Genomic DNA, 23,882 nt, shown 5'->3' with positions numbered 1-23,882 from the left:
CTGTACCATAGTAGGTTGTACCATAGGCTGAGAAGCCATCATAGGTTGATAAAATGGCATTGCAGCTACGTTAGAACCTCCACAGGCACGTGACTGATTAGAATTCGAATTATAAATCAACGGTTTGCACCTCCATATTAAACAGTAATTAAAACTAATAAAATCCTCCAAATTTATTAGAAATTCATTACTTATTGGCAACATCTTTGCCTAATTCTAGCATATGATAAAAGTTTAATATGGTGAGTGAGAGACGAATGAGTTTGAATAAAATTGTAATTTTAAATAATATTGCTAAATCGTTTTTATGTTTTTGGCACTGTTTTATCTAATTTGTTCCATTTTATTTTTAAGATAATAGCGATAATTATAAAGGCTATAAAATCGGAGATAGGGAAGGCATACCAGACTCCATTAATTCCTAATGGTGTAAATCTAGGAAGAATAAGAATTAATGGAATCAGAATAATGAATTGTCTGAGAATAGATAGGAATAAAGAGGGGATGGCCTGACCAAGAGATTGAAATAAAGTAGAGGTGACCATTTGAAGTCCGATGGTCCAAAAGAAAAATAATTGTAGTTTTAAAACAAATGATGCTTCTTGCATAATTGTAGTATCTTTTAGGAATAAACTAATCGTTGCAAAAGGAAATAGAATTCCAATGACAGAGGCTATAACTCCAATAACAGTTGTATAAATTAAGGATAATTTAACAACTTGTTTAATTCGGTCTGGTTGTTTTGCGCCATAGTTATAGCTAGCAATCGGTTGCATTCCTTGATTGATTCCCATGATAGGAAGAAAGAAAAAGGAGATAATGCGGTTAACAGTACCGAATGCTGTTAAAGAGGCTGTGCCACCATAGGTTCTAAGAGTTGCATTGGTAATGAGCGCAAATAATGAGCTTGCACCATTTCTTGCGAAAGCTGAAAATCCGACACTAATGATGGACTTGATAATTTCTAAATTGGGAATTAGGTATTTCTTTTCAAATTTGACGATACTTCGATGACTCAAAATATAAAATAGTGAAAAAGCTGTTGCAAGCATCTGTGCGATAATCGTTGCTAAAGCAGCACCTTTTATTCCAAGCTTAAAGATAAAAATAAAAAGAGGATCGAGTGCAATATTAACAAGAGCACCAATTAAGACTGTTACCATTGATATTTTAATATTTCCTTCTGCACGGAAAACGGCGCTTGAAATTAAGGCTAGAGCATTGAATGGAATAGCCCAAATAGACATGCGTAAGTAATCTTTAGCAAATGGAGCTAAATCTTGATTGACGCCGAAAAAATATAAAATTTTATCTGTAAAAAGAAAGGTTAAAATCATTAAGATAATGGAAATTATTAAGGTTAACACGTAGGAATTTGTTGTAATTTGATTTGCTCGGGATTCATTTTTTTCACCGAGACTTCGCGAAATAGCAGAAGCTGCTCCAATTGAAATCATCTGAGCAAAGGCTACATAAAGGGTTTGAATTGGATAAACAATTCCAACCCCACCGACAGCCAAAATTCCAACGCCCTTGCTAATGAATATTGTATCAACAATGTTATAGATACCACTGGCAAACATTCCTAAAAAAGCAGGAAGTGAAAAAGAAAAAAGAAGCTTTCCAACTTTCTCACTTCCTAAAAAATCACTTCTAGATGTCATTCTTTTCACCACGTTATAATTTAATCTTTTTAAAATAGTATATGTAAATTTAAAGAAAAATCACTTTACATAAATTGTTAATTATTGATTGTTAGAAGAGAATGAAATAAAAACGTTTAAAAAATTTTTATTTGGATATATTAAAAAATAGTTTTTTATAGAAAAAACGTTTTAAAACGGATATTTTTTTACATTTTTTATTAATTAAAACCATCGTTTACCTAAATCTACCTAATTAATTCCTAAATATTACAATAATTTCTTGTATTAATTGGTAGTTTTTTATCCTATAATCATTTGAAGAAAAAAAATATGTATATTTTGTGTATAAAGGAGTGGTACGGGATGGCGAGTCAATTATTTCTTCCGGCAATCGTTATTTTCTTGATTGCATATGGCCTTATTATTTCTGAAAAATTTAATAGAACAGTTATAGCTCTATTAGGAGCAGTTCTGATGTTAGTTTTTCATATCTTAACACAGGAAGAAGCATTAGGCTTTATTGATTTCAATACGGTCGGGCTCTTAATCGGTATGATGATTATTGTTAATATTTTAAAACGAACTGGAATTTTCCAATATGTTGCAATCAAAACAGCACAATTATCTAAAGGTAGTCCATGGAGAATTATGATTTATTTTGCGGTTATTACAGCTATTTCTTCTGCCTTGTTAGATAATGTAACAACTATTTTATTAATTGCACCGGTTACGTTTGTTATTACAGAAACGCTTGGACTTAATGCCATACCATTTTTATTAACTGAGGTATTTAGTGCCAATATCGGTGGATTAGCTACTTCAATTGGAGATCCAACAATCATTATGATTAGTGGAGCGACAGGGCTATCATTTACAGATGTCTTATTTAATTTAGGACCAGTTGTTCTTGTAATTTTTGCAACAGTCTTATTCATCTTAAAATTTGTATTTAGAAAACATTTTGTTATCAGTGATGAGAATAAAGCCAAAATTGCTGAATTCGATGTTTCTAAAACTATTACAAATCCTACGTTGCTAAAAAAAAGCGGGATTATTTTACTACTAACTATCGCAGGGTTTGCAACTCATCATGCACTTGGAATTGAGTCAGCAACTATTGCATTGTTTGGGGCTGGAGTCTTGTTACTAATTAGTAGAATTGATGTTGAAGAAGTTTTATTAGAAGTTGAATGGCCAACGATCTTCTTCTTCATGGGATTATTCGTCATGGTAGGAGCACTAGAAAAAGTAGGGGTACTTGAAGTTTTAGCCAGCGGATTGATTGAGTTAACAGGTGGAAATCTAATGATTACTGCATTACTTATTTTATGGGTTGCAGCTATTGCCTCTGCATTCTTAGATAATATTCCATTCGTTGCAACAATGATTCCTTTAATTATTAATATCGGAACAATGACTGGAATGAATATTGCACCGTTATGGTGGGCGTTAGCCTTAGGAGCTTGTCTAGGTGGTAATGGTAGTATCGTTGGAGCTTCATCAAATGTTATTGTTAGTGGAATGCTTCATAAGAAAGGATATAAATTATCGTTTGGGGATTTTTTAAAGATTGGATTCCCTATTATGATTATTTCTGTTATCATTTCTACTATTTATCTTCTAATCTTTTATGTATAATGTGATTAAATAATTTGATGATAAAGGAGATATATTATGGATAAATTTAATCCGGAATTTACAGGTGCAGGTATTTTTACGAACGCTAGTTATATGCGTATGCAAGCCAATCAACATGAAATGGTTTTACGTCAAATGGGTGGAGAAGTTTTACAACTCCCAAGTAGTTGCTGTTATGTAAGATTCCATATTGGTGATTTCCGCTTATCGTATGTTTACAACATTAACAAATCAAATCGTTACTTCTTAGAACGATTAAAACCATATCCCCTTCCTCTTAAAGAATACGAAAATGAAGAGGATGTTATTGAAACCATTAAAATTGATTTAGAGCAATTTAAAAATGCGGCAAAGAGTAAAAATATTGCCTCATTCATTAAAATCAATCAAGAGTTAAATAAAACCGCAAAGGCTTTTGAAGATTTGTTCTTGTATTACAATGTTGAAAAATTCCATGCAGAATCAATTTTAAATAAAATTCAAGAAATTGAAGATGAAATTAGAAAGACAGCAGAGGAATCGGATTTGATTTATGATAAATCAAATCCAAATTATTTAAGTCATGTCTTTCCTTCTAACGAAGAATAAAGAAAAAGCCATCATACGATGGCTTTTTTTATGGTAATTTTCGCAGGCGCTTTTTCACCTCTGATGCTAAATAGCAAAGAGCAATAATGTTAATGGTTGCAGTTAATCCAACACCGATATCAACTAGTGACCAAATAAGTCCTGCTGAAGCACAGGCAGAGATAATGATGACCACAATCACAATAATTCGTACGAGGAAGAGGACATGATTGGTTTTAAAGAGATATTTGACGTTAGATTCGCCATAAAAATATCCAGTTAAAATCGTACTAAAGGCGAAGAAGAAGATAGCAATTGCTAGAATAATTCCTCCAATTGGACCAAATAAACTTGTTAAAGCATATTGAGTCAGTTCAATCCCATTACTATAGTTATCAGCAACACTGATAGCATCTGTTACCATGATTAAAAAGGCTGTAATAGTACAAATGAATAAGGTTGTAACATAAACACCAAATTCTTGGATATAACCTTGTTCAATTGGAAACTCACTATCTGTTGTTGCAGCCGCGTGAGCACCCGATCCCATTCCCGCTTCATTTGAAAAAACCCCGCGTTTAATTCCTGTAATAATTGTAAACATTACGGTGCCCCCGATTAATGGAGAGGGTTGAAAGGCATCTTCGAGAATTGTAGTGAAGAATGTGGGAATATATGAAAGATGCGTCAGCATAACAAATATCCCAATTCCAATGTAAAATAGCGCCATAATAGGTACGATTTTTGAAGTCATTTTAGCTATGGATGCAGCCCCTCCAAATATAATGCATCCACTTAAAATGGCAAGAAAGATTCCTGTTATAAGCGGAGGGATAGATAATACATCATTAAATGAAGTCGCAATTGTATTAGCCTGAATTGCACTAAAACCAAAAGTATAAGTTAGAATAATAATAATAGCGTAAATGATAGCAAAAGATTTTTTATGTAAGCCATCTTCAATATAGTAGGCCGGTCCTCCAATATACATCTTTCCATCTTTTCGTTTATAAATTTGGGCAAGTGTACTTTCTGCAAACGAAGCGGCAGCTGTAATAAATGCGCTGACCCACATCCAAAAAACACTTCCCGGTCCTCCAATATAAATTCCGAGTGCAACCCCGGCCAAAGAACCTACCCCTACTCGTGCAGCGAGGGCCATAGTAAAGGATTGAAAAGATGAAACACCCTCACTAGTTGGTGTTTTTTTGGTTAAACATTTAATCATTTCCTTAAATCGAAATTGTGCCCCTCTATAATAAAAAGTAAAAATTAAGCTTACGATTAACAAAGTGGGAATTGCTAAGTAAGACCAAATAATGTGTTCTATTTCTTTTATCATATAAGTCCCCCATCTTTTTTTCCATCCTTGTTAACTATCTTATTTATCAACTTAAGAAATTATGTATTAAAAAAACGTAGGAATTCATAAGTAATTCCTACGTTTTAATGATTAAGCTTGTAGTTCTAAGAATTTAGCAATGGTACGAACCATAACCCCAGTTCCACCTTTTGGTCCTAAGTCATGAGCTGCCTTTGTATCAGCAGTTCCTGCGATGTCTAAGTGAATCCATGGTGTTTCTTCAACGAATTCTTTTAAGAAAGCAGCCGCCATAATTGCTCCTGGTTTTCCAATTGGTGCATTATTTAAGTCGGCAACATCACTGGAACGTAATGCTTTTTGATCACGTGGATGAAGTGGCATTTGCCAAACGTATTCGTTTGTTAATTCTGCTGCTTTTAAGAATTGATTATAGAAGGTTTGGTTATTTGTGAAGGCACCTGTTGTATCCGTTCCTAAAGCTGCGACAATAGCTCCCGTTAAAGTGGCTAAATCGATAATTTTACTAGCTCCTAAATGTTTAGCAAATGTAATTCCATCTGCTAAGATTAAACGACCTTCAGCATCTGTATTGGTTACCTCAACTGTTTTTCCATTCATCGTTTTAATAACATCACCTGGTTTAATTGCATTACCGCTAATCATGTTATCTGTTGAAGGGATAACTAATAGTAAGTTAACGGGTAGGTTTAAGCGGACAGCTACTTGGAATGCTCCAAATGCTGAAGCAGCTCCCCCCATATCAGATTTCATATTTTCCATTCCAGCGCGTGGTTTTAAACAATATCCCCCTGTATCAAATGTTAAACCTTTACCGACTAAAGCTGTAATTTTTTCAAAACGAGGTGTTCCTTGATATTTAGCAACAATCATTTTTGGAGGTTCAACAGAACCTTGATTTACACCAAGAATTCCTCCCATTCCTAATTGCTCCATTTCTTCTTTTTCAACAATACGAACTTCAAGGTTATGTTCGTTTGCGAACGTTGCAACAGCATTTGCTAAATTAGTTGCTGTTAATTTATTTCCTGGTTCATTTAATAATTGACGAGCACTATTTGTTGCTTCTCCGTAGATAATACCGCGCTTTAAATCTGCTTCAATTGAACATTCACTATGAATGTAGAACTTGACTGGAGTTTTTACTTTTTCTTCTGTTTTATATGTTTCCATCTTATAAGTTGCAAGTGTAATAGCTTCACCACAAATCGTTGCTAACTCATTGATTGAGGTTTGTTTGCTATCAAATGTTTCAAGTAGGATTGTTACATCATCTTTTGCTATTTTTGCAACTTGTCCGATTACTTGGCGGCACTTCTCAGTATTAAAGTCTGTTGATTTTCCTAAACCAACGATATAAACTTTTTTGCTTTCAATTTGTCCAAGTGGATAAATTGGTGTAATCTCTTTGAAAGTAGTAGGAATTAATTTTTCTTCTAAAGAAGCAGATAAACGTTTATTTAACGCCTTATCTAATTGCAAGAATAATGGATGTGTCGTATCGCTAAATACACCAACTACTAAATTTGTTTTTTCATTTTTAAAATTTACTGTTGATTTAAATTGAATCATGTTTCTCACCCTTTCATTTGTCATTATTATAACATAGTTAAAAGTTTCCAGTTTGAAAAAAGCTTATATTTTATACTTTTTCTCATTTTTAGGATAGGATTTTTTTTTACTTTCATTCTAAATCTATTATATTTATTAAAAAATGACTCTCGTTATGAGAGCCATTTGATTCACTATTCAGATACAGGGACAACTGCTCCTTCGTAAGTATCAATAATGAATTGTTGAACTTCTTCAGAGTGTAACACTTTAACTAATGTTTGAATTGCTTCATTATTTTCATTTCCGCTCTTAACTGCAACGATGTTCACATATGGTGACTGTGATCCTTCCATTACGATAGCATCATTCATTGGATTCAATCCACCATCAAGCGCGTAGTTTGTATTAATTAAAACAGCATCACCTTCTTCAGCATTATAAACTTGAACTAATAATCCTGGATCGATATCTGTTTGGAATTTTAAGTTTTTAGGATTTTCAATGATATTTTCTACAGTTGCTTTGCTAACTTCAACAGAATCATCTAATTTGATTAAGCCTTCTGTTTGTAATAATCCTAGCATACGTCCGTGATCAGCAACTGAATTACTCATGATGATTGTTGCTCCTTCTGGCAATTCATCTAATGATGTATATTTTTTAGAATAAACTCCAATAGGTTCGATATGAATTCCACCCGCATTTACAAGGTTTGTTCCATGCTCAACATTGAATTCTTCTAAATAAGGAATATGTTGGAAGTAGTTTGCATCTAATTCTCCATTTTCCACCGTTGTATTAGGTAAAACATAGTCTTGGAATACTGTAATATCAAGCTCGATTCCTTCTTCTAATAATAATGGAGCAGCAAATTCTAATATTTCAGCATGAGGGACCGCAGATGCTCCAATAGATAACTTTGTCGTTTCTGCAGGTTTTACTTCCTCAGTTTCTGGCGCTTCTGGTGTAGAAGTTTCTGGTTTTGTGTCATTTTGGCAACCAACTAATGTTAAGGCTGCAGCAAAGCTTAATAAACCTAAAGATAATTTTTTCATATTTAATTCTCCTCCTTGGATTTTGTTTTTATCGTGTTCCCCCACGATTCCTATATAAATCTCAATTTCGTGAAAAATTAAGGATTTATCTAATAGTTACTTAACGTCAGATTTCTTTTAACGTTTATCGATTTTTTTAGTAATAAAATCTCCGAGCATTTGGATGGTAAAGACAATAATTAAAATGATGACTGTCGCTACAAATACAACATCCATGCGATTACGCTGGAATCCATCAAGATAGGCCAAATTACCAAGCCCTCCTGCTCCGATTACACCGGCCATTGCTGTGTAACCAACAAGAGAAATCGTTGTGACAGTAATACCAGATACTAATGCAGGTAAGCTTTCAGGAATTAAAACTTTCCAAATAATTGTCCATATTGAAGCTCCCATTGCGACTGAAGCTTCGATAACTCCTTTATCGATTTCGCGAAGAGCGATTTCTACTAATCGACCATAGAATGGTGCTGCTCCAATAATTAGAGCAGGAAGTGCAGCATTCGGACCTAACATACTTCCGACTAACCATTTTGTGAATGGAAGTAACAAAATAATTAAGATAACGAATGGAATTGATCGGAATATATTGACGAAAGCAGATAAAATACGATTAATCCATTTATTTTCAAGTAACTGATTAGGTCCTGTTAAGAATAAGATTAATCCGATGATAAGACCTAATAAGAAAACACAAATACAAGCAATTAGTGACATATATAGTGTTTCAGTTGTGGCATCAAACATTTTATCAAAGCGTACATTCGGTAGTAATGATGAAATCATCGTGCCATCACCTCAATTTCTACTCCTGCCTCTTTTAAATAATTAAGTGCAGAATTAATATCATTTCCTGTTAGTTGAACGTAAAGTGATCCATAACCACCGTCTTGTGTTTGAACAACTTTCCCGTGAATAATATTAATATCAACATCATATTTTCGAATAACGTTTGTGATAAATGGTTTTTCAGCATTTCCTTGGAAGTATTTTAATAAAACAATTTTTCCATCAGGGAATTGTTTTGATAGGGTATCTAACATATTAAGTGATTCGTCTTCATTGACAACTTGCTTTACAAATCGTTTAGTAACGGAGTGACTTGGGGTTCTAAAGACAGTTAAGACATCACCTTGTTCGACGATACGACCATTTTCCATAATGGCAACATGGTGACAGATTTTTTGAATGACATGCATTTCATGTGTAATTAGAACGATAGTTAAATTGTATTTTCTATTAATTGTGACTAATAAGTCTAGGATTTCGTCTGTTGTTTGTGGATCGAGGGCTGATGTAGCCTCATCACACAGTAAAACTTTTGGGTTATTTGCCAACGCTCTAGCGATTCCGACACGTTGTTTTTGACCTCCACTTAATTGGGAAGGGTAGTTATTTTCTTTCCCGCTTAATCCAACTAATTGAATTAATTCTAGTACACGAGGTTTGATTTCATTTTTCTTAACGCCAGCAATTTCAAGAGAAAAGGCGATATTTTCATAAACAGTTCGAGACCAAAGTAGGTTAAAGTGTTGAAATACCATTCCGATTTGTTGACGTGCTAAGCGAAGTTCTTTAGCAGATACCTTAGTTAGATCTTTTCCGTCAATTGTAACGGTCCCGTCGGTTGGTCGTTCGAGTAAGTTTAACATTCTGATTAATGTACTTTTTCCAGCACCACTGTAGCCGATAATTCCGAAGATTTCTCCCTTTTTAATCTCTAGATTAACAGAATCAACTGCTGTTACTTGGCCGGATGAAGTTTGGAATACTTTTTTAACTTGATCAAGGATAATCATATTCTCTCCCCTTTCCTTAGATAAGTCATTTAACATTGATACAAAAAAACCTTCCTACTTAGATAAGTAGAAAGGTGGACTACATTTGCATGTAATGTCACACTTTCTCTCATCTGTCAGATAAAAATCTGCAGGAATTGGCACCGTATCATTAATTGATGGTTGCCGGGCATCACAGGGCCTGTCCCTCCGCCGCTCTTGATAAGAGTTTGTGTATCTGTATAAAATTTTAGTTTGTTGTGACTTAATACTTATTATAAGGCGTTTAGTTTAAAAGTCAATCTATTTTTTCCATTTTTTAACTTATACAGAAATACATATATATAAGGTAAGAAATTAAAAAATATTTTTTGTTTAGCGTTCCTATTTTTTTATACAATATTTAATAATTCTAGATTAATTTTAAAATAGGTATATTAAATGAGGTAAATAGATAAGATGTAGGAGCAAGGAAGATTAGAGATGGGGGAGATTTTATTGAATGATTACATTATTGTTATTATTACAATGTCAGTAGCGTTGGCAATGGATGCTTTTGCTGTTTCAATAACACTCGGAATGGATGGAGCTACAGGTTCAATAAGACAGCGCTTGAAGGTAGCGACAAGCTTTGGATTTTTTCAAGGATTATTATTTATTTTAGGAATTATCTCGCTGACAATCGTAAGTGGAAATATTACAACTTATAACCAATATATTGCAGGTGTTATTTTAATCATTTTGGGGGCAAGAATGATTAAAGAAACATTTGAAGAAGAACCAGATAATTGTCCGTATCCGATTTGCCAACAAAAAAAGTGTAGTCAGGTTAAGTGTTTACGAACTGGAAAAACAAATAAAATCACGTTTAGATTATTAGTGATGTTTGGTATTGCGACAAGTATCGATGCGTTAGCTGCTGGAATTACGTATGGACTAATTTATGAGCAGATTATGTTAGCTGTCATTTGCATTTCAGGTGTTGCCTTTCTTTTATCTTATATGGGAGCAACCTTTGGTAGAAAATTAGGTCATATAATTGGAAATAAAGCTAATATATTTGGTGGAATATTAATTGTTATATTAGGAATAAAATCTATATTGTCCTAATATAAAACTTCTTTAGGATGTATCTTAAAGAAGTTTTTTTAGGTGGATAAAAATGTCACAATAAAATTTCAAAATATTAGAGCATATAAGTTGATTTTTTCCATTATCGGCAATATAATAGACAATGTAAAAGATATATACGTTATAACGTTTATGGGGATAGTTAAATGTTATGATGCTATGCAAACCCTTTACAAAATGAGGCTATCTGTTATAAAATCAAAGTGCAGTAACAGGTATTCGAAATTTCAGAGAGAGGTTCAAATTGGACCACAAGGAGGAATTATCATGGAAGCTTGGCAAGGCTTTAAAGGTGAAAACTGGAAAGAAAAAATTGATGTGCGTGACTTTATCAATCAAAACATTACTGTTTATGAGGGTGACGATTCATTCTTAGCAGGACCAACAGAAGCAACAACAAAATTATGGGATCAAGTAATGGAATTATCTAAAGCTGAACGTGAGGCTGGTGGAGTTCTTGATTTAGATACTAAAATCGTATCAACTATTACTTCTCATGAACCAGGATACTTAAATAAAGAGTTAGAAACAATCGTTGGTTTCCAAACTGATAAACCATTCAAACGTTCTTTACAACCATTTGGTGGAATTCGTATGGCTGAAAAAGCTGCTGAATCTTATGGATTCCATGTAGATCCAGAAGTATCTCACATTTTCACTGAATACCGTAAAACTCATAACCAAGGTGTATTCGATGCTTATACTCCAGAAATCCGTGCTGCTCGTAAATCAGGTGTTATCACAGGATTACCAGATGCTTATGGACGTGGACGTATTATCGGGGACTACCGTCGTGTAGCTTTATACGGAATCGACCGTTTAATGGCTGAAAAATTAAATGATCATAACAATACATCTCGTATCATGGACGAAGAAACTATTCGTTTACGTGAAGAGATTTCAGAACAATACCGTGCGTTAAAAGAATTAAAAGAAATGGCTGCGAAACATGGTTTCGATATTTCTAAACCAGCTACAACAGCTAAAGAAGCTATCCAATGGTTATACTTCGGATATTTAGCAGCAATCAAAGAACAAAACGGTGCTGCAATGTCTTTAGGACGTACTTCTACATTCTTAGATATCTATATTGAACGTGACTTACAAAATGGAGTAATCACAGAAGAACAAGCACAAGAGATGATGGACCACTTCGTAATGAAATTACGTTTAGTTAAATTCTCTCGTACTCCAGACTACAATGAATTATTCTCAGGAGATCCAACTTGGGTAACTGAATCAATCGCTGGTATGTCAACTGATGGATTCCCATTAGTAACTAAAAACTCATTCCGTGTATTACATACATTAGATAACTTAGGACCAGCTCCAGAACCAAACTTAACAGTATTATGGTCAACTAAATTACCACAAGGATTCAAAGAATACTGTGCAAAAATGTCAATCAAAACTTCAGCTATCCAATATGAAAATGATGACATCATGCGTCCAATCTATGGAGATGACTATGCTATCGCATGTTGCGTATCACCAATGAAAGTTGGTAAACAATTACAATTCTTCGGTGCTCGTGCAAACTTAGCAAAAGCATTATTATATGCAATCAACGGTGGTAAAGATGAAAAATCTAAAGCACAAGTTGGACCACATTGGGCTCCAATTACTGACGAAGTATTAGATTACGATAAAGTAATGGAACGTTATGATGAAGTAATGGAATGGTTAGCAGATTTATATGTTAATACATTAAATATCATCCACTACATGCATGACAAATATAGCTATGAGCGTATCGAAATGGCATTACATGATACAGATGCAGAACGCGTTTCGGCAACTGGTATTGCCGGATTATCAGTAGTAGCTGACTCATTATCAGCTATCAAATATGCTAAAGTTAAACCAGTTCGTGATGAATTTGGAATCGCAGTTGATTTCGAAGTTGAAGGAGATTTCCCTAAATACGGAAACAACGATGATCGCGTAGACCAAATTGCAATTGATGTTATGTCTTCATTCATGACAAAAGTACGTAAACATAAACCATACCGTGCTAAATTACAAACTCAATCAATCTTAACAATCACTTCAAACGTTGTTTACGGTAAGAAAACAGGAACAACTCCATGTGGTCGTAAAGCTGGTGAACCATTCGCTCCAGGTGCTAACCCAATGCACGGACGTGACTCTCACGGAGCTATCGCTTCAATGTCATCTGTAGCTAAATTACCATTCGAGTCTGCACAAGATGGTATTTCAAATACATTCTCATTAGTACCAAAATCATTAGGACGTACAGATGAAGAACGTAACAAAAACTTAGTAGCAATCATGGATGCTTATGTAAACAAAAAAGGACATCACTTAAATATCAATGTATTTAACCGTGATACTTTATTAGATGCTATGGAACATCCAGAGAAATATCCACAATTAACAATTCGTGTATCTGGGTATGCGGTAAACTTCATCAAGTTAACTCGTGCTCAACAATTAGACGTTATTAACCGTACAATGCATGAAAAAATGTAATTGGGAAGAATAGAAGATAAGGTGATTAGTATGAATGGATATGTACACTCAGTAGAATCTTTCGGAACAGTTGATGGTCCTGGACTTAGATTTATCGTCTTTGTCCAAGGATGCGGCTTACGATGTGCTTATTGTCACAACCCAGATTCATGGAAAATGAAAGAAGGGAAAGTAACGGAAGTTTCAGAAATTGTTGACGAATTAATTAAGTATAAAGAGTTTTTTGAGGCTTCAGGTGGAGGAATCACTGTAAGTGGTGGAGAACCTTTATTACAAATGCCATTTGTGACAGAATTATTTAAAGAGTGTAAAAAACATGGCATTCATACTAACATCGATACTTCAGGTGATTTACACTTCAATACTGAAGAACGTAAAGCACAACTTAAAGAATTATTATCAGTAACAGATATGCTAATGTTGGATATCAAAATGTTTGACGCACACAAACATAAACAGTTAACTGGTAAAGATAATGCACACATATTAGAATTTGGTCGACTTGTATCGGATGCTGGTATTCCAATGTGGATTCGCCGTGTTTTAGTACCAGGATTAACTGATGATGAAGAAGATCTTAAACAAACAGCCGAATATATTAAAACTCTGAAAACAGTTGAAAAAATCGAAGTTTTACCTTATCACAGCATGGGTGAGTATAAATGGACTCAAATGGGGTATGATTATCCATTAAAAGGACAAGAGGCTCCAAGTGATGAAGTTGTTAAACATGCTGAAGAAATTTTAGGTAAAGCAATCTAAATTCCTTCTACCGCTAATCCTTCCTTTTTGTAGGATTAGCGGTTTTTATATGTTAAAAAAGGTTCTATCTCATAATGAGATAGAACCTTTTAACTTTATAATGTTCAAATATTAATAGTTTTTAGCTTGTAATTCAAAGTGTGCTTGTGGATAAGTGCATACTGGGCAAGCTTTAGGTGCTTTTTTTCCATAGTGGATATGTCCACATTCTAAACAAACCCATGCTTGTTCTTCTTCACGCTCGAAAACTTTACCTTCTTCAAGATTTTTTAATAATTCTAGGTAGCGTTCTTCATGGTGTTTTTCAATTTTCCCAACCATTTCAAATAATACCGCGATACGATTTAATCCTTCTTCACGAGCAACTTCAGCGGAGCGAGCATACATATCTGTCCACTCACCATTTTCCCCAGCAGCAGCATCTTTTAAGTTAGTCATTGTATCAGCAACTTCTCCGTCATGAAGTAATTTATACCATAATTTTGCATGCTCCATTTCGTTGCGAGCAGTTTCAAGGAATACGTTAGCAATTTGCTCATATCCTTCTTCTTGAGCTTTAGCTGCATAATAAGTATATTTATTACGAGCCATTGATTCCCCAGCAAAAGCCGTCATTAAGTTTTGTTCAGTTTTAGTTCCTTTTAAGTTACTCATTTTTCTTCCTCCATAATGTAAATAAATGGTTACGAATTAAATTATAGCATTTTACTTGACAGTTGTTCAAGGAACTATAAATTTAATGATATTGTTTTTGAAAATTTAAAAGCTATATTCAAAGGAATATAGCTTGATTTATATAGTGGTTACTAATTACTGGACTCAACTTTTTTATTAATTTAGTTTCGCCAACCTGACACTTGAGAAAAATCGGAAGCGCTGAAGGGCGCACTAATGAGCCTCTACATCTCTTCCTTGCATTTTTTCAAGTGCCAAAACGGTTGACTCAACTTTTTAATTAGTAATTTTTTGCTTCTTGTTGGAAGTATGCTTGTGGATGCGCACAAACTGGGCAAGCTTTAGGTGCTTTTTTACCATAGTGGATATGTCCGCAGTTTAGGCAAATCCAAGCTTCCTCTCCTTCGTGTTCAAATACTGTTCCTTCTTCGATATTTTGAAGTAGTTTTAAGTAACGTTCTTCGTGATGTTTTTCGATTGTTGCTACTTGTTCAAATAGGTAGGCAATACGAGTGAATCCTTCTTCACGAGCAACTTCGGCAAATTCAGCGTACATATGGGTCCATTCATCGTGTTCACCGGCAGCCGCTGCTTTTAAGTTTTCCATTGTATTTCCGATACCATCATTTAATAATTTATACCACATTTTTGCATGTTCTTTTTCGTTGTTAGCTGTTTCTAAAAAGATATTAGAGATTTGTTCATATCCTTCTTTTTTAGCTTGGGATGCGTAATAGGTATATTTATTACGAGCCATTGATTCCCCAGCAAAGGCTGTTAATAAGTTTGCTTCTGTTTTACTACCTTTTAAATTTGTCATTTGATAATCCCCCCGATAAGATAAGTTAAATCATCTTTACAAGCTTATCTTAGCATATAGAAACTATTTATCAAGGGTGATAGAAGCAACTTTTATATAAAATATCAGTAATAATTCTTAATATTTAAGCATAAGAAAAAGCAACTATCATATACTGATAATTGCTTTTTAATATTTATTTGTTAAAGACAAATTTTTCAATAACTTGAGCAATTCCATTGTCATTATTTGATGCAGTTACGTAGTTAGCGGCTGCTTTTACCTCATCGACTGCATTCCCCATTGCAACCCCAAGTCCCGCAAATTCGATCATTGGAAGGTCATTGTATCCATCTCCACAAGCAATTAACTGGGATTTATCTAATCCTACGTGATCAAGTAATTTTTGTAAAGAATATGCCTTATTAATATTTTGAGGCATAATTTCTAAGAAGAATGGCATTGATCGCATAACACTTAGACGTTCTCCAAGACGTTCTTTAAATTTCATTTCAACTTCTGCTAGGTATTCGGGTTCGCCTGTACATAAACATTTAACTGAATTAAATGTGATTGCTTCTTTAAATCCTTTAACACGATTAAGAGGCATATTATTAATAGCTCCTTCTTTACGTATATATTGATCATCATCTTCTGTAATAATAGCTTCATCCTCATACGCCATAATATTTACATTCATTTCACGTGCTAAATCATATAATTCATGACAAATTTCAGGTGTTAATGATTTATCATAAATTAGTTCATCAGTTTGAACTGAAATGATGCGTCCCCCATTATAAGATAAGATGTATCCTGGATATTCATCTAATCTTAATTCTTTAGCAGCTTTAATCATTCCATAAGTTGGACGTCCAGAAGCTAAAACAATCATAACTCCATTTTCTTGTGCTTTGAATAAAGCTTGTTTAGTTTCTGGTAAAATTTCATTTTTAGATGACATTAACGTTCCATCTAAATCTAACACGATCATTTTATAACTCATAGTTTTCTCCTTAGTTGAATATTAAATTTATTAGATTTAAAAACTGATTTTTTTGAAGGGGTAATTCATTAATTAAATTTTTAGATGAATTGATATACTTGAAGCAAATGTCGTTTGCTCTTTGGATATGTTCACTATTTTTAATTTGCTCACATAATAAATCAAATTTACTTTTTTCCGTTTCAACATTAAGTGATAAAAGATCGTCTTTTAAAAGGGAATCCTCTAATGCAAAAATCGTTGGCAATGTAATAATACCATTTCTTAAGTCATAGCCAACAGGTTTGCCTATTTTCTTTGATGTACTTGTAAAATCAAGAATATCGTCTTTTAATTGATAAGCGATACCGATTTGACTCCCAATAGTAGAGAGTTGATTGATGATATTGGCATCTAATCCCGCTACTAGTCCACCAACAACTAAACTTAAAGAAATTAAAGCACCTGTTTTTTGATAGCTTTTATTGATGTAATCATCAAAACTTAAGTCAAAATTAAAGTGATTATGCTGTTGATTAAGCTCGCCTAAGCAAAGGTTATTCATAACAACCGCAATTTCTTGATGTAATTTTGGAATTTTAAATTCAGAAAAAAGCTCTAAACTTTTATTTAAAACAAAATTTCCAAGATGTACGCCGACCGTAAGTGAATATTGTTCATGCAGAGTGGTCACATTGTGTCTTGTTGTTGATTCATCGATGATATCATCGTGAATTAATGACGCAACATGCATTAACTCAATTGCAACTGCAGCTGTATAAATCTCTTGTTTATTGACATTCTCTTTTAAATCAGCTGCCAATAACACGAATAAAGGTCTAATTCTTTTACCACCGTTCATAATGATTTGAAGAAGATCGTTCATCATTTTAGGATCAGAAAAAAGTGTTGAATCCGAGCTCACAGCCTTAAGGAGTAGGTCATTAAAGTATTGCTCATCGTACCCAAATTTACATAATAAGCTCATCGTAAGGGACCTCCTCATTAAAGAATTTTATGATTTCAGATGTTAAAGAGGGGAGGCCTTGATTAATTGTGACTAATTCTATTTGTTTAAGCTTCTGTGCTAAATTATATTTTACGAGATGAAAAGCGTTAAGGGAGCAATAATGATAATAAAGGCTGTAGAAATAATCTCCCAATAAAATGAATCTTGAAATCTCCTGATGAGATAAAGTATTGTTAATTTGTTGATGACAATTAATGTATAAGCTTAATAAACCTATTGCCACTAATGTTGATTTATACTCCTTGAAAGTCTTTTTATTCGAAATAAAATATGTCTCAAGATTTGCTAATAAGTCTTCATTCACGGAGATAGTTAATGAAATATCTGGAGCAATTAAAGTTTTAATTTCTGATATAACCTGTTCGTTCATGCATATTTCTCCCTATTATTCAAAGTTTTAACATAATTATTATTTGAAATTAAGGGATAAATATACAGACGAAGATTACAGACTTTTAATAACCTCTTCTTTAAGTGCTGCTAACATTTCAGGCGTATAATTTTCCATATTGTTTGCATAAGAATTTGAAAAACCATCTGTTTCATCATAACGAGGAATTAAATGCACATGATAGTGGAATACCGTTTGTCCAGCTGCCACACCGTTATTATTAACAACATTTAATCCGTTACAATTGAATGTTGTTTTTAATGCATTTGCTAACTTTGGCACAATGCTAAAGACATGACTCATATCTTCTGCAGTCATTGAAAATACATCTTGAGCGTGTTTTTTAGGAATAACTAGAGTGTGACCCTTTGTTGATTGAGAAATATCTAAAAATGCTAATACAAATTCATCTTCATAAACGACATGTCCTGGAATTTCTTTATTAATGATTTTACAAAAAATACATTGGCTCATTGAGTAGCCCTCCTATCTTAACTTTCAATCTTCATGGTCTTAATTTTATCAAATAATTTGTAAACTTTAAAGTGCTAACATTATGTGCAATGTAGGGGTTAAAAAGACGGTATTTGTCGTGATATAATATAGAGGTTCAAAGTCGGGAGGTTTCAATATTGAATCGTAAAAATAATCGTGAGAATTTAGAGAAAATGATGTTAGTCGTCTTAATTGCGGCATTAGCGATTGTCCTAGGAATTGTTGAAGCAATGCTTCCTATTAAATTACCGATTCCAGGGATGAAACTAGGGTTAGCTAATATTATGATAGTAATTGGATTATATTATTTAGATGTTAAAGATATGTTGTTTGTTATTATATTAAAAACCGTATTAACGACCCTATTACTAGGGACATTCTCAATGTTTTTCTATGGCTTTGTGGGGGCAATTTTAAGTTATATTGCTATGATCACAGTCTTTAAATTAGGAAAAAATCAAGTAAGTTTAATAGGTGTTAGTATGATTGGTGGAGTCATGCACAATATTGGACAGATAATTGTAGCCATGATTTTAATTCAAACAAAAGCGATTGCGTATTATATGATGCTTTTATTACCACTAGGACTAGTGACTGGTGTTGCAGTTGGAATCGTTGCTAAATTGACAATGTCACGTTTAAATGAATTTGATTTATTCAAAAAAAACTATAAGTTAACAGCATAATAGTAGGAGAGATAGATGAAAAAATTATGGCTTGGGCGATATATCCCTACATCATCGAGTTATCATAATCTTGATCCACGAGCTAAAATCATCATTATGTTTTTAAATGTATTAATGATTATTATGATTTCATCGTGGACTCAATTGTTAATTGGTTTTTTATTTATGATCTGCTTTTTATTAATGAGTAATATTCCACTCAAATTTTATTTAAAACAGGCGATGTTTTTAAAGTACATGTATCTATTCTTTATTATCTTTTTCACCTTAACAGAAGGTAATCGTCTGTTATTTGAGTTTGGTTTTATTAAATTTTTTTCAGATGGATTTATTCAAGGTCTTTTCTATAGTAGTAAAATGATATTATTTGTATTAATGGGTGCTTTATTGACTTTTACAACAGCGCCAAATGAATTAGTTGCAGGTGCAAGACGATTATTTAATAGTGTTGCAGCTGAAAAATTTGCATTTATGACTAGTCTAGCCATTCGTTTAATTCCAATGATTTTAGATGAAGTCAAAGTTATTTATAGTGCTCAACAATCACGTGGGTTAGATTTTAGTGAACTACCATTTATGGAAAAACTAAATAAACTCATGTCTATCATTATTCCGGCAATTGCTAATACTATTAAACGTTTAACGATGATGATGGACGTCATGGATTGCCGAGGTTATATTGTGGGTGAGCACCGAACTTCTATTTATCAATTAACGTGGAAGAATAAAGATACAGTGATGGTTAGTTTGACTTGTATCGTATTAGCCGGTATAGTTCTTGTTTAAATAGCGGAACCTTGTAACAGGTTCCTTTATTTTTATAGTAAATGATATAAATTTAAAAAGATTAAGTAATGAGGTGAAGCCAGATGATTCTACATAATGATTGGCAGTTAGTGTTATCTAAAGAATTTGAACTGCCGTATATGAAACAATTATTTTCACAATTGAAAGAGGCTTATGAAACAACGACTGTTTATCCTCCTCGTGAAAAAGTTTTTTCCGCTTTTAATTTAACGCCTTATTCAGAAGTGAAGGTGGTCATTTTAGGTCAGGATCCTTATCATGGACCCCATCAAGCAAATGGATTGAGTTTTTCAGTTGAAAAAGGGACAGCATTCCCACCATCACTTCGAAATATTTTTACTGAACTAGTGGACGATATCGGATGCATTTATCCACAGAGTGGAGATTTAAGTCAATGGGCAAAGCAAGGAGTACTATTGCTAAATACAACGTTAACGGTAAAAGAGGGAGAACCAATGTCACACGTTGGCATGGGGTGGGAAACTTTTACAGATCAAGTTTTAAAAGAGTTAAATAAAAAGCAAACTCCAATTGTATTTATTTTATGGGGAAAACATGCAAGAAATAAAGCGAAGTTAATTGATCAATCACGTCACTTTGTGATTGAATCAGCACATCCCTCTCCTTTATCAGCTTACCGTGGTTTTTTTGGTAGTCATCCATTTTCACGTACAAATGAATTTTTGATTTCTCAAGGCTTAAAGCCTATTGATTGGACATTAAGATAAAAAAACAGCACAAATAGTTCTTAATTAGACTATTTGTGCTGTTTTTAATTAGTATTGTTGAGTTAAATCACCTTGAGTCATTTGTTGTTGCTGCTGTTGCTGTTTTAATTGTTGCAATTGTTGTTCTTGTTGTTGTTTTACATAATTGTAAACGGCCGCAAGGTCTGGATATTTTTCTAATAAATCAGGATCGACAATATTGAGTGTATTATCGATTGGATAGTAGTAGTTGATTTCTTCAGGGAATTCGATATAGTCTACGTATACCATTAATAAAATATATCGATGTCCTGTGTTTGGATCACTTAAAATAATGTGATCTTTTCCGGCTGCTTCAACTACCCCTGTGAAGCTTTTGTTCATTGCCGTTTGTCCAGCTTGGAAAGTCATATAAACAGTTGCCATTTTTCCACGATTTAATCGTAAAATATTTTCAATATAAGAGTTAATCCCTCTTGCTAAAGTGTTTCCAAATGGCACGATTGCTGGATTGTAAAGAGGAGGTTGTGGGACTTGGTTTGGTTCATCTGGTGTTTGTGGAGTAATAGGTGCTCCTGCAGGATATGGAGGAATCGTATTTTGATTTGTACCTCCAGGTGTTACAGATTGATATCGCCAATAAGAATCCATTGGATTTGGAACTGGACCATAAGGGTAAGAATAATAATAACTCATAATGTCTCTCCTTTCAGATTACTGCCTTAATCGTAACAATTTTCAGATTCTAGTGGAATATAGAAGCAGTGCTCTCCATATCGACCAGAATTCCATTGTCCCCAGAATTTAATAGGACAATCCTCTTGGAAAGGGTTGTAGAACCAAAGTGCTGTACTTGCAGGTTCGAACCGTTCTCCATTAATCACTCGACGAGCGAGTTGAATTTCATTTTCACGTGCGCGTTGATAAAAGTAACCATATTGTGTTGCTTCAAATCCACCAGGTGATTGAAATATCATTTGTTCAACCGAATTAATGTCTTTGAAGTCGAGACAATCTGCAAGAACACGGTTAACGCCAACGTTTCCAACGCATAGCATTCCCATATTTCCGTCACTCTCAGCTTCGGCACGCATGAGTCTAGCGAGTAGTTCCACATCTTTTTGTGTAGCTTTAATAACCGCCATGACCATCACCTCTCTGTAAATCATATGGTATCGGTTGCCAAAAAATGATAAAAAAAATAAAAAAATAAAAGGTATTAACCTTTTATTTTTTTAGCAAAAGGAGTAAAATGAAAGTAGACATATAGAACATATATTAAAGGTGGTAAATTCGATGGATATCATGACAAGTTTAAAGAATCAAATTATCGGGAAAAATATTCGTATCGTATTCCCTGAAGGTAATGAACCACGCGTTGTTCAAGCAGCAAGCTTATTAGCACGCGAAAACATGTTAAAACCAATTTTAATTGGTTCAGCTGAAGAAGTTCAAGCAGCAGCAGGAACATATTCATTAGAAGGATGCGAAATTATCGATCCAAAACATTATGACAAATTAGATGAAATGGTTGCTGAATTAGTAGCAGTTCGTAAAGGAAAAGTAACTGAAGAACAAGCTCGTGAATTAGTATTAAATGTAAACTATTTTGGAACAATGTTAGTTCATATGGGATTAGCAGCAGGATTAGTATCAGGAGCAATTCATTCAACAGGAGATACAGTTCGCCCTGCATTACAAATTATCAAAACTAAACCAGGAATTTCAAAAACATTTGGATACTTCGCAATGTTACGTGGAGATGAGCGTTATATCTTTGGTGATTGCGCAATCAATCCAAATCCATCAAGCAGCGATTTAGCTGAATTTGCAATCGAGTCTGCACGTGTTGCACGTATGTTTGATATGGAGCCGAAAGTAGCATTATTAAGCTTCTCAACAAAAGGTTCTGCAAAAACAGAAGAAACTAAAAAAGTAACAGATGCAATGGAAATTTTAAATGGTATGGAACTTGATTTTGACTATGATGGAGAATTACAATTTGATGCCGCCTTCGTTCCATCAGTAGCTGCTACAAAAGTTAAAGATTCAAAAGTTGCAGGGCATGCTAACGTATTCGTATTCCCTGATTTAAATGCTGGAAATATTGGATACAAAATTGCGCAACGTTTAGGTGGATTTGAAGCAGTAGGGCCAATCTTAGCTGGATTAAATAAACCAGTAAATGATTTATCACGTGGATGTTCACCAGAAGATGTGTACAGCACTGCAATCATTACAGCTAACCAAACTTTATTATAATATTTAATATATAGGTCCAGATAAGTTTTTCATACTGGATAAATTCTTACTTTCTTTATTAGAGAAAGGTGACTTTTCGAGGATAGAGACCTAGGACTGAAAATTTCTATATATAAATAATAAGACCTCCTATATTATGAATAGGAGGTTTCTTCATGTCTGTTGAATTAGTGTTATAGTTGACACAATCTTTATTTTTTTATAAACTCTATAGAGATACACTTGAAGCATGAGAGGAAAAGGAAGGTGTAGCAATATGTTTAATTTAGATGATTTATTTGCAGAACCAAATGAGTTCCGCATTTGCGATAAATGTAAGGCAACAAATGTAAATACATTATTACCACGGTTAAAAGCAATTGACCCAAAAGCAAAGATCTATACTGGATGTCAATCATATTGTGGCCCAGGTCGTGATCGAGCGTTTGTATTTGTTAATAATAAACCGATTTTAGCTACGAATGAAGATGAATTAATTGCAAAAGTTAAAGAATTTTTAGGAAAATAACAAAAAAGACGATAAATGATTATTTATCGTCTTTTTTGTTTGAATTAGAAAAGCTGTGGTCATGATTAGGATAGAAAGTTTATTTTTCTACCTGTTCATAATAATAGCCTCCATTTTTAACATGAATTGAAAATATTTTGTCTGCTAAAAGATCGGCAATATATTTTATGATTTCTTCATGAGTTTTAAATAAATCGGAACCGTCTGTCTGAGAATGCATTATAAATGAGATGCGCGCCTTTAAAAAGGGGGATAGTTCAGAAAAGAGTTCTACTGTATTTAATGAACTAGGAGAAAAAGATTGTAGCGTATTATAAATTTCAAAAATGAGCATTTCAAATAAATAATGTTTTCTTAAAAAAGATTCTTGCCTCTGCATCAGTTGATTGTAGGTCTTTATACACATGAAATCACATCCTGATAAAAGCGTTATCAGAGATGATTATATCATATTTGAATGTCGAAACCTGTAAAAGCCTTGTATTTATCTTAATTATTGTCAAAGCTTTTGTTGTCTGGCTTTAAGTCGCTATATTATGTGGTATACTAATAATGTAAGAAATGATTTTAT

The 23,882-nt window shown here is 33.5% G+C and carries 25 protein-coding genes and 1 riboswitch; of the genes, 10 read left to right on the top strand and 15 right to left on the bottom strand.

Features of this window, described 5'->3' with window-relative positions; translation table 11 throughout:
* Positions 1–305: 305 nt before the first annotated feature.
* A complete protein-coding gene (locus tag HMPREF9402_RS02170; RefSeq protein WP_006784755.1) occupies positions 306–1,664 on the bottom strand; it encodes an MATE family efflux transporter in 1,359 nt (452 codons plus the stop codon).
* Between the two features lie 345 nt (positions 1,665–2,009).
* Here HMPREF9402_RS02170 and HMPREF9402_RS02165 point away from each other — a divergent pair, with 345 nt between their 5' ends.
* The gene (locus HMPREF9402_RS02165; RefSeq protein ID WP_006784756.1) at positions 2,010–3,284 is read left to right on the top strand and encodes an SLC13 family permease; all 1,275 of its coding nucleotides are present in this window, start codon (positions 2,010–2,012) and stop codon (positions 3,282–3,284) included.
* Positions 3,285–3,320: 36 nt separating this feature from the next.
* Positions 3,321–3,872, top strand: a complete 552-nt coding sequence (locus HMPREF9402_RS02160) for a hypothetical protein (RefSeq protein WP_006784757.1) — start codon at positions 3,321–3,323, stop codon at positions 3,870–3,872.
* Positions 3,873–3,900: 28 nt separating this feature from the next.
* On the opposite strand, the gene HMPREF9402_RS02155 is transcribed toward HMPREF9402_RS02160, so the two are convergent.
* The 5 genes from HMPREF9402_RS02155 to HMPREF9402_RS02135 all read right to left on the bottom strand — a co-directional run bounded on the left by HMPREF9402_RS02155 (position 3,901) and on the right by HMPREF9402_RS02135 (position 9,601).
* Positions 3,901–5,193 carry an alanine/glycine:cation symporter family protein gene (locus HMPREF9402_RS02155; RefSeq protein ID WP_009606317.1) on the bottom strand — a complete coding sequence of 431 codons (1,293 nt, stop codon included), beginning with the start codon at positions 5,191–5,193 and terminating at the stop codon, positions 3,901–3,903.
* A gap of 111 nt (positions 5,194–5,304) precedes the next feature.
* Entirely contained in the window at positions 5,305–6,765 is a 1,461-nt protein-coding gene (locus HMPREF9402_RS02150) for a leucyl aminopeptidase (protein WP_009606314.1), read from the bottom strand.
* 173 nt (positions 6,766–6,938) lie between these two features.
* Positions 6,939–7,802, bottom strand: a complete 864-nt coding sequence (locus tag HMPREF9402_RS02145) for a MetQ/NlpA family ABC transporter substrate-binding protein (protein ID WP_006784760.1) — start codon at positions 7,800–7,802, stop codon at positions 6,939–6,941.
* Positions 7,803–7,919: 117 nt separating this feature from the next.
* The gene (locus HMPREF9402_RS02140) at positions 7,920–8,588 is read right to left on the bottom strand and encodes a methionine ABC transporter permease (protein ID WP_006784761.1); all 669 of its coding nucleotides are present in this window, start codon (positions 8,586–8,588) and stop codon (positions 7,920–7,922) included.
* Positions 8,585–9,601 carry a methionine ABC transporter ATP-binding protein gene (locus HMPREF9402_RS02135; protein WP_009606315.1) on the bottom strand — a complete coding sequence of 339 codons (1,017 nt, stop codon included), beginning with the start codon at positions 9,599–9,601 and terminating at the stop codon, positions 8,585–8,587. Before HMPREF9402_RS02135 ends, HMPREF9402_RS02140 begins: the two co-directional genes overlap by 4 nt.
* Positions 9,602–9,707: 106 nt before the next feature.
* Positions 9,708–9,809: riboswitch (SAM riboswitch) on the bottom strand.
* 254 nt (positions 9,810–10,063) lie between these two features.
* Here HMPREF9402_RS02135 and HMPREF9402_RS02130 point away from each other — a divergent pair.
* The 3 genes from HMPREF9402_RS02130 (at position 10,064) to pflA (ending at position 13,966) form a co-directional block, all read left to right on the top strand.
* Positions 10,064–10,690 (top strand): manganese efflux pump MntP, encoded by a 627-nt coding sequence (locus HMPREF9402_RS02130; RefSeq protein WP_009606324.1) that lies wholly within the window; start codon positions 10,064–10,066, stop codon positions 10,688–10,690.
* A 288-nt stretch (positions 10,691–10,978) separates the two neighbouring features.
* Positions 10,979–13,204, top strand: coding sequence for a formate C-acetyltransferase (pflB, locus tag HMPREF9402_RS02125; RefSeq protein ID WP_006784764.1), 2,226 nt, complete (start codon positions 10,979–10,981; stop codon positions 13,202–13,204).
* Positions 13,205–13,234: 30 nt separating this feature from the next.
* On the top strand, positions 13,235–13,966 hold the full coding sequence (gene pflA / locus HMPREF9402_RS02120; protein WP_009606323.1) for a pyruvate formate-lyase-activating protein: 732 nt from the start codon (positions 13,235–13,237) through the stop codon (positions 13,964–13,966).
* A 111-nt stretch (positions 13,967–14,077) separates the two neighbouring features.
* Here pflA and rbr (HMPREF9402_RS02115) read toward each other — a convergent pair whose 3' ends face one another.
* From rbr (HMPREF9402_RS02115) to HMPREF9402_RS02090, 6 genes are all read right to left on the bottom strand, one after another.
* Entirely contained in the window at positions 14,078–14,620 is a 543-nt protein-coding gene (rbr, locus tag HMPREF9402_RS02115) for a rubrerythrin (protein WP_009606318.1), read from the bottom strand.
* 301 nt (positions 14,621–14,921) lie between these two features.
* On the bottom strand, positions 14,922–15,461 hold the full coding sequence (rbr, locus tag HMPREF9402_RS02110) for a rubrerythrin (RefSeq protein WP_009606327.1): 540 nt from the start codon (positions 15,459–15,461) through the stop codon (positions 14,922–14,924).
* A gap of 175 nt (positions 15,462–15,636) precedes the next feature.
* Positions 15,637–16,446: a Cof-type HAD-IIB family hydrolase gene (locus HMPREF9402_RS02105; protein ID WP_009606322.1), complete on the bottom strand. Its 810-nt coding sequence runs from the start codon at positions 16,444–16,446 to the stop codon at positions 15,637–15,639.
* 10 nt (positions 16,447–16,456) lie between these two features.
* Positions 16,457–17,413 (bottom strand): polyprenyl synthetase family protein, encoded by a 957-nt coding sequence (locus HMPREF9402_RS02100; protein WP_006784931.1) that lies wholly within the window; start codon positions 17,411–17,413, stop codon positions 16,457–16,459.
* Positions 17,397–17,825, bottom strand: a complete 429-nt coding sequence (locus HMPREF9402_RS02095) for a hypothetical protein (protein ID WP_039930679.1) — start codon at positions 17,823–17,825, stop codon at positions 17,397–17,399. The genes HMPREF9402_RS02100 and HMPREF9402_RS02095 overlap by 17 nt, the downstream gene beginning before the upstream one ends.
* A 75-nt stretch (positions 17,826–17,900) precedes the next feature.
* On the bottom strand, positions 17,901–18,320 hold the full coding sequence (locus HMPREF9402_RS02090; protein WP_006784932.1) for an HIT family protein: 420 nt from the start codon (positions 18,318–18,320) through the stop codon (positions 17,901–17,903).
* Between the two features lie 158 nt (positions 18,321–18,478).
* Between HMPREF9402_RS02090 and HMPREF9402_RS02085 the strand changes: the two genes are divergently transcribed.
* The 3 genes from HMPREF9402_RS02085 (at position 18,479) to HMPREF9402_RS02075 (ending at position 20,562) form a co-directional block, all read left to right on the top strand.
* Positions 18,479–19,027, top strand: a complete 549-nt coding sequence (locus HMPREF9402_RS02085) for a Gx transporter family protein (RefSeq protein ID WP_006784933.1) — start codon at positions 18,479–18,481, stop codon at positions 19,025–19,027.
* 15 nt (positions 19,028–19,042) lie between these two features.
* The gene (locus HMPREF9402_RS02080) at positions 19,043–19,813 is read left to right on the top strand and encodes an energy-coupling factor transporter transmembrane component T family protein (RefSeq protein WP_006784934.1); all 771 of its coding nucleotides are present in this window, start codon (positions 19,043–19,045) and stop codon (positions 19,811–19,813) included.
* An 83-nt stretch (positions 19,814–19,896) separates the two neighbouring features.
* Positions 19,897–20,562, top strand: a complete 666-nt coding sequence (locus HMPREF9402_RS02075) for a uracil-DNA glycosylase (RefSeq protein WP_006784935.1) — start codon at positions 19,897–19,899, stop codon at positions 20,560–20,562.
* 48 nt (positions 20,563–20,610) lie between these two features.
* On the opposite strand, the gene gerQ is transcribed toward HMPREF9402_RS02075, so the two are convergent.
* Positions 20,611–21,237, bottom strand: a complete 627-nt coding sequence (gene gerQ / locus HMPREF9402_RS02070) for a spore coat protein GerQ (protein ID WP_006784936.1) — start codon at positions 21,235–21,237, stop codon at positions 20,611–20,613.
* 26 nt (positions 21,238–21,263) lie between these two features.
* Positions 21,264–21,686 carry a cell wall hydrolase gene (locus tag HMPREF9402_RS02065; RefSeq protein WP_006784937.1) on the bottom strand — a complete coding sequence of 141 codons (423 nt, stop codon included), beginning with the start codon at positions 21,684–21,686 and terminating at the stop codon, positions 21,264–21,266.
* 151 nt (positions 21,687–21,837) lie between these two features.
* Between HMPREF9402_RS02065 and pta the strand changes: the two genes are divergently transcribed.
* Together pta and HMPREF9402_RS02055 are read left to right on the top strand one after the other, a co-directional pair.
* Complete coding sequence (pta, locus tag HMPREF9402_RS02060) at positions 21,838–22,803, top strand: phosphate acetyltransferase (RefSeq protein WP_006784938.1); 966 nt, start codon at positions 21,838–21,840, stop codon at positions 22,801–22,803.
* 256 nt (positions 22,804–23,059) lie between these two features.
* Positions 23,060–23,311 carry a DUF1450 domain-containing protein gene (locus HMPREF9402_RS02055; protein WP_006784939.1) on the top strand — a complete coding sequence of 84 codons (252 nt, stop codon included), beginning with the start codon at positions 23,060–23,062 and terminating at the stop codon, positions 23,309–23,311.
* A gap of 79 nt (positions 23,312–23,390) precedes the next feature.
* Here HMPREF9402_RS02055 and HMPREF9402_RS02050 read toward each other — a convergent pair whose 3' ends face one another.
* Positions 23,391–23,717 (bottom strand): hypothetical protein, encoded by a 327-nt coding sequence (locus HMPREF9402_RS02050; RefSeq protein WP_039930676.1) that lies wholly within the window; start codon positions 23,715–23,717, stop codon positions 23,391–23,393.
* Between the last annotated feature and the right edge of the window lie 165 nt (positions 23,718–23,882).

Source organism: Turicibacter sp. HGF1 (genome assembly GCF_000191865.1).
GTDB lineage: Bacteria > Bacillota_I > Bacilli_A > MOL361 > Turicibacteraceae > Turicibacter > Turicibacter sanguinis.
This window is presented reverse-complemented; position numbering and strand designations above follow the sequence as displayed.